This window comes from Methylopila musalis (assembly GCF_042679725.1).
GTDB lineage: Bacteria > Pseudomonadota > Alphaproteobacteria > Rhizobiales > Methylopilaceae > Methylopila > Methylopila musalis.
Map to the genome: position 1 here is coordinate 23769 of NZ_JBHTMX010000018.1, position 6734 is coordinate 30502.

The following is a 6734-nucleotide window of genomic DNA, read 5'->3' on the forward strand; positions in this document are numbered from 1 at the left end:
ATGAGCGGCGATCTGATCTACGGGACCGAGCTCGCCATCACCGGGGTGCTGATCGGCGTCATGTACGCCATGGTCGCCCTCGGCTTCGTGCTGATCTACAAGGCCTCGGCGGTGTTCAACTTCGCGCAGGGCGCGATGACGCTGTTCGCGGCGCTGACCGTGGTCGGCCTGCGGCCGGTGCTCGGCCTGCCGCTCGCCATCGCCGGCGCCCTCGTCGCCATGGCGGTGCTGGCGGTGGCGGTGGAGCGCTTCGTGCTGCGGCCGCTGATCGGCCGCTCGCCGCTCACCATCTTCATGGCGACGGTCGGCGTCGCCTATGTGCTCGAAGGCCTCGCGCAGCTCATCTGGGGCAACCAGCCCCGGGGCCTCAAGCTCGACATCCCCCAGGCGCCGCTGCAGCTCGGCGGGGTCTATGTCTCGCCGCCGGACCTGATCGGCGCGGCGATCGCCGCGGCCTGCGTGCTGCTGCTGGTGCTGTTCTTCCAGCGCACCCGGATCGGCCTCGGCCTGCGCGCCATGGCGGACGATCCCGTCGCGGCGCAGGCGATCGGGGTTCGGGTCGGCCGCGTCTGGGCGGTGGCGTGGACGCTCGCCGGCGCGGTGGCGATCGTCGCCGGCGTGCTGTGGGGCGCGCGCATCGGCGTCCATTTCGGCATGACGCAGATCACGCTGAAGGCGCTGCCCATCCTCATCATCGGCGGCATCGAAAGCATTCCGGGCGCGATCCTCGCCGGGCTTCTGGTCGGCGCCGGCGAGGCGCTGGGCGAAGGCTTCCTCGGCCCGCTGGTGGGCGGGGGCGTGCAGGAGATCGTCGCCTATCTCGGCGCGCTGCTGGTGCTCTCGCTGCGGCCGCAGGGGCTGCTCGGCGAACGGACGATCGACCGCATATGACCGACATCGCCGCTGACGTTCCGTCGGCCGCGACGCCGGTCCCCCGCCGCCTGCCGCGCGGCGCGCTCCTCGGGCTGGGCGCGCTCGCGCTGCTGGTCCTGCTGCCGTTCGTGGTCGGCGAGTACTGGATCAAGAGCATCGCGCTGCCGACCCTGATCTTCGGGCTCGCAGCCCTTGGGCTCAACGTGGTGGTGGGCGCCGCCGGACAGATCTCCATGGGCCACGCCGCCTTCATGGCGGTGGGCGCCTTCGTGGGCGCCATCGCCTATGGCCGCTACGGCCTGCCGCTGCCGCTCGCGCTGCTGGCGGCGGGCGCCTCCGCCGCGGCGGTCGCCGCGCTGGTCGGCCTGCCGTCGCGCCGCATCCGCGGGCTCTACCTCATGGTCTCCACGCTCGCCGCGCAGGTGGTGGTGATCTGGCTGATGCAGCGCCTGCCCTGGTTCGGCGCCTCCGCGCACGGCGTGCTCAGCCTGCCGAAGCTCGCCTTCGGGCCGATCGCGTTCGACAGCGCCACCGCCAAATACCTGCTGACGCTCGCGGTCGCGGCCCCGCTCACCCTGTTCGCCGCGAACCTGCTGCGCAGCCCCCTGGGGCGCGCCTGGATCGCGATCCGCGAGCGCGAGATCGCCGCCGAGGTGCTGGGCGTCGCGGCCTTCCGGCACAAGCTGATCGCCTTCGCGGTCTCGGGCTTCTACGCCGGCGTCGCGGGCGCGCTCGTCACCTTCGCCTGGACGGGCGCCGCGACCATCGAGGAGTACCGCCTCGAGCTCTCGGTGAAGCTGCTCGGGATGATCATCATCGGCGGCCTCGGCTCGGTGCTCGGCTCCTATCTCGGGGCCGCCTTCATCGCGCTGACGCCGATCGTGGTGAGCGTCGCCCTGCACCGCGGCGCGGACGCGTTCGGCGGCGGCGTCAACGCCGGCACGCTCGCCAACGCCGAGCACCTGATCTTCGGCCTGCTGATCGTGGGCTTCCTCATCGCCGAGCCCCGCGGGCTCGCCCACCTGTTCGAGCGCGCCGGAACGGCCGCGCAGAGCGTCCTCCGGCGCGTCACGCGACGCCCCGGCCCATCCCAGGAGACCTGAAAATGACCCGCCTCCGCAGCCTGATCCTCGCCGCGGCCGCGCTGCCCGCCGCCTTCGCCGCGGCGCCCGCCGCCGCCGAGGACAGCACGACGGAAATCCACCACCCCATGCTCGTCACGCGCACGGGCCCCTACGCCACCGGAGCCACCGGCGTCTCCAGCGGCCAGCAGGACTACTTCGCCCTCGTCAACGCCCAGGGCGGCGTCGGCGGCGCGCAGATCCGCTGGAGCGAATGCGAGTTCGGCTACGAAACCCCGCGCGCGCTGGAGTGCTACGAGCGCTTCCGCGGCCAGTGGAAGGTGGTCTATCCGAACAGCTCGCCCGCCGTCGTCGCGCTGAGCGAGCGGCTCGCGGCCGACAAGGTCGCCGGCATCAACCCGGCCGGCAACCGCGCCGACGCCACCGACGGCGCCACCTTCCCCTATCTCTATCCCGTGGTCGCGAACTTCTGGGCGCAGGCCTCGTCCACCATCCGCTACATCGCGGAGAAGGAAGGCGGCGAGGACAAGCTGAAAGGCAAGAAGATCGCCTTCCTGCATCTCGACAACGCCTATGGCCGCGGCGCCATCCCGGTGTTGGAGGAGCTGTCGAAGCGCTTCGGCTTCGAGTGGAAGTCGTTCCCGCTGCCGACGCCGGGGCTGGAGCAGAGCGCGGCCTGGGTCGACATCGCCCGCCGCTACCGCGCCGACTGGGCGATCCAGTGGAACTACGGCCAGTCCTGCTCGGTGCCGTTCACGGAGATCCAGAAGGTCGGCTTCCCGATCGAGCGCTTCATCGGCACGCTGTGGTGCGGCTCGGAAGAGGACATCGCCGCCGCCGGCGACCTCGCCAAGGGCTACGTCTCCGCGAGCTATCAGGGCGTTGGGACCGACTTCCCCGTGATCCAGCAGATCCTCGGCACGGTCTACGGAGCCGGCAAGGGCTCCCTGCCGCGCGAGCGGGTCGGCACGGTCGCCTACAACCGCGGCGTCTTCACCGGGATCGTGATCGTGGAGGCCTTCCGCAACGCGGTGCGCGACCACGGCCTGCCGCTCACCGGCGAGAAGGTTCTCGACGGCCTCAACAAGCTCAAGCTCGACAAGGCGCGGCTGAAGGAGCTCGGCGCCGAGGGTCTCGCCTCGGAGATCAAGCTGTCCGCCGACTATCACGGCGGCGTCGATCCGCAGTTGTTCCAGCAGTGGGACGGCAAGCGCTGGACCACGATCAGCGGCTGGATCCCGCCTTACGAGGACGTGGTGTGGGCGCGCATCAAGCGCTCCGCCGAAGAGTACCGCGCGAGCGTCGCCGCGAAGAACTGACATGGCGTCCGGCGAGCCCCTTCTCAGCCTCGACCGCTTGGAGGTCGTCTATCCGGGCGACCTTCTCGCGCTGCGCGACGTCTCGCTCGACGTGGCCGAGGGGGACGTCACCGTCCTCCTCGGCGCCAACGGCGCGGGCAAGTCCACCACGCTCAAGGCGATCTCGGGCCTGCTGGCGGCGGAGGGGGGCGCGGTCCGCCGGGGCGCGATCCGCTTCCGCGGGCAGGACCTCCGGCGCCTCTCCGCCGCGGAGCGCGTGCGGCGGGGCGTCGTCCACGTGCTGGAGGGCCGGCGGCTGTTCCGCCAGCTCACCGTGGAGGAGAACCTGCGCATGGGGGCCTTCGCGCGCTCCGACGCCAGGGCCGTGCGGGACGATCTGGAGACGGCCTTCACGCTGTTCCCGCGCCTGCGCGAGCGGCGGGCCCAGAAGGCCGGCTATCTGTCGGGCGGCGAGCAGCAGATGGCGGCCATCGCCCGCGGGCTGATGGCGCGCCCCACGCTGATGCTGGTCGACGAGCCCACCATGGGCCTCGCCCCCGGCGTCGCCCGGGAGGTGTTCGCCGCGCTCCGCGAGATCAACGCCGCCCGGGGCGTCACCGTCCTGATCTGCGAGCAGAACGCGGCGCTGGCGCTCAGCGCCGCCCGCACCGTGGCGGTGCTGGAGACCGGCGCGGTCACCCTGTTCCGACCGGCCGCCGGCCTGTCGCTCGAAGGCGACGTCCAGCGGGCCTATTTCGGATAGCGCCCTGCCCGGCCCTCCCGCCGGGCCGTCACATCAGAACCGCGAACCCGTCCTGCTTCACCCGGTCCAGATGGCTGCGGAAGCGCGCGTAGTCGGCGTCGCGCGGGCCGATGCGGCCGGCGGCCGCCGGCGCGCCGCGCTTCAGCGGCAGGAAGGCGATGGCCGCCGCCACCGGCGTCAGCTGGGAGCCCCGGCCCGCCTGCAGCGTGGTCAGCACGCCGTACATCGCGCCCTCGATGGTGGGGCGCGACAGCACGATCAGCCGGTGCTGCCCGAGCCGGTTGGTGACGAGATAGATGTGCCCCGACTGATGCGGGGCCGAGACGTCGCCGAACTGGGTGAAGGCGGCGTCGATCCGTTCGCCCTCCCGGAACACCATCCGTGAGGTCTCGTCCGACCATGCGATGTCGGTGCGGTAGGCGTAGATCGCCGCCGGATCGCCGAAGGACGGGCGGAGCGTGAGATACTCGCCCTCGATCCACGACATGGCCGGCCGGGAGTAGGAGCCGAGCTCCGCCGGGGCGAAGCCGGTGGCGGGCGGCGTGGCCGCGGGGGTCGAGTGCGGCTCCCGCAGCCGCCGGTCGAGCGCCTCCTCCAGCCGCACCAGCGTGGCGAGCGTGAAGGGGCGGCTGCCCGCGAGCGCCTTTTCGAGCGTAGAGATCGAGATCCGTGCGTGGTCGGCCAGCGCGCGCCGGGACATGCGCCGGCGCGCCAGCTCCTCGCGCACCACGTTCGCGATGGCCCCGCTCTCGGCCCGGCCGAGTTTGCCGTCGTCGCCTCCCGATCCGGACATCGCCTCACACCCCGTCACATCACGCACAGATCCTCACATAGCCGCGCGAAATCCGCCGGGGCAAGGCGAAGCGTGGCCAGCCAATGGCGAAGGAAACGGTCGCGGCGGCGCGGCGAAGCGCGGAAGCCTGACGTCTCGACGACTGACGCTCCACGGGGAGATCCCTGACGATGACCGCTTCACTTCCGCCGCTCCGGCTTCATGATCCCGCCGCTCCTTCCCTCGGCGCGCGCACGCGGGGCGTCTTCGCGGCGCTCGTGATGCTGGCCGCGCTCGGGCTCGCGGGCGTCGCCGCCCTGGTGGCCTCGACGCTCGTGGCCGGCGCCGCCGAGCCCGGCCGGCTGGCCTTCGTGACGCCCGGCCGCATGACCTCCGGCGCGCTTCTGCTGCGCGGGACCGAGCCCGGCGCCTTCGTGGAGGCCCCGCAGGTCCGCGCCGACTACGACGTCACCGTCTCGGGGCCGACGCTGCGCACCCGCGTGACCCAGGCCTTCCGCAACCCGACCGACGGCTGGGTGGAGGGCGTCTACGTCTATCCCCTGCCCGAGAAGGGCGCGGTGGACGCCATGCGGCTGGTGATCGGCGAACGGGTCATCGTCGCGGACGTGAAGAAGCGCGAGGAGGCCAAGCAGATCTATGAGACGGCCAAGCGCGAGGGCAAGACCGCCGCGCTGGTGGAGCAGGAGCGCCCCAACCTCTTCACCAACTCGGTCGCGAACATCGGGCCGGGCGAGACGGTCGTGGTGCAGATCGAGTATCAGGCGCCGGTCCATCAGGAGGCGGAGCGGATGTCTCTGCGCCTTCCGCTGGTGGTCGCGCCCCGCTATCTGCCGCCCGCCCCGCTGAAGACCGAGGTCTCCATGGAGACCGGAAGCGGCTGGGGCCAGGTCGATCCGGTCCCGGACCGGGAGCGCGTCTCCCCGCCGGTGAACGACCCGCGCGAGACGCCGCCCTCGAACCCGGTCGCGATCACCGTCCGCCTGAACGCCGGCTTCGCCCTCGGCGAGGTCGCGAGCGCCACGCACCGCGTCACCGTCGAGGGAGCCGATGCGAACGCCCGCACCGTGACCCTCGCCGACGGCGACGTCCCGGCCGACCGCGACTTCGAACTGACCTGGACGGCGCAGAAGGGCCCGACCCCCTCGGTCGGCCTGTTCCGCGAGACGGTCGGCGGCTCGGACTACGTCATCGCCTATGTCACGCCGCCGGCGCTTGCGGCGGAGGCCGAGAAGCGGCCCCGCGAGGCGATCTTCGTGATCGACAATTCGGGCTCCATGTCCGGCCCCTCCATGGCGCAGGCCAAGGCGAGCCTCCTGTTCGCGCTCGACCGGCTGACGCCCCGGGACCGCTTCGACGTCATCCGCTTCGACACCACCATGGAGCGGCTGTTCCCCGACACGGTGGACGCAACGCCGGAGAACGTGGCGCGGGCCCGGGCCTTCGTCGCCCGCATCAGCGCCAGCGGCGGCACCGAGATGCTGGCGCCGCTGCAGGCCGCGCTCGCCGATCCGCGCCCGGACGATGTCGAGCGCGTCCGCCAGATCGTGTTCCTCACCGACGGCGCCATCGGCGACGAGCAGCGCATGTTCGACGCCATCGGCGCCGGCCGCGGCCGCTCGCGCCTGTTCATGGTCGGCATCGGCTCGGCGCCGAACGGCTTCCTCATGACGCGCGCCGCCGAGCTCGGCCGCGGCGCCTTCACCCAGATCGGCTCGGCCGAAGAGGTGGACACGCGGATGCGCGAGCTGTTCGCCAAGCTGGAGAGCCCGGCGGTGACCGGCCTGTCGGCGACCTTCGGCGCGGGCGGCGCCGACGTGACGCCGCGCACGCTGCCGGACATCTACCGCGGCGAGCCGCTGGTGGTGGCTGCGCGGCTGGCGGCGACGACCGACCGGCTCGAGATGGGCGGCATGTTCGGCGACCGG

General features: G+C 72.4%; 6 protein-coding genes. 5 read left to right on the forward strand and 1 reads right to left on the reverse strand.

The window, feature by feature from the left end:
• The 4 genes from ACFQ4O_RS04420 to ACFQ4O_RS04435 are packed head-to-tail and all read left to right on the forward strand — an operon-like array spanning position 1 to position 4016.
• Positions 1–891 carry a branched-chain amino acid ABC transporter permease gene (locus ACFQ4O_RS04420; RefSeq protein WP_378774438.1) on the forward strand — a complete coding sequence of 297 codons (891 nt, stop codon included), beginning with the start codon at positions 1–3 and terminating at the stop codon, positions 889–891.
• The gene (locus ACFQ4O_RS04425) at positions 888–1976 is read left to right on the forward strand and encodes a branched-chain amino acid ABC transporter permease (protein ID WP_378774439.1); all 1089 of its coding nucleotides are present in this window, start codon (positions 888–890) and stop codon (positions 1974–1976) included. The genes ACFQ4O_RS04420 and ACFQ4O_RS04425 overlap by 4 nt, the downstream gene beginning before the upstream one ends.
• A 2-nt stretch (positions 1977–1978) precedes the next feature.
• Positions 1979–3274 (forward strand): ABC transporter substrate-binding protein, encoded by a 1296-nt coding sequence (locus ACFQ4O_RS04430; RefSeq protein ID WP_378774440.1) that lies wholly within the window; start codon positions 1979–1981, stop codon positions 3272–3274.
• A gap of 1 nt (position 3275) precedes the next feature.
• Positions 3276–4016: an ABC transporter ATP-binding protein gene (locus ACFQ4O_RS04435; protein ID WP_378774441.1), complete on the forward strand. Its 741-nt coding sequence runs from the start codon at positions 3276–3278 to the stop codon at positions 4014–4016.
• A gap of 28 nt (positions 4017–4044) precedes the next feature.
• On the opposite strand, the gene ACFQ4O_RS04440 is transcribed toward ACFQ4O_RS04435, so the two are convergent.
• A complete protein-coding gene (locus ACFQ4O_RS04440; protein WP_378774442.1) occupies positions 4045–4809 on the reverse strand; it encodes a helix-turn-helix domain-containing protein in 765 nt (254 codons plus the stop codon).
• Between the two features lie 170 nt (positions 4810–4979).
• On the opposite strand from ACFQ4O_RS04440, the gene ACFQ4O_RS04445 reads away from it, so the two are divergent.
• Positions 4980–6734: marine proteobacterial sortase target protein (locus ACFQ4O_RS04445; RefSeq protein ID WP_378774443.1), on the forward strand; the 1755-nt coding region annotated here is incomplete at its 3' end.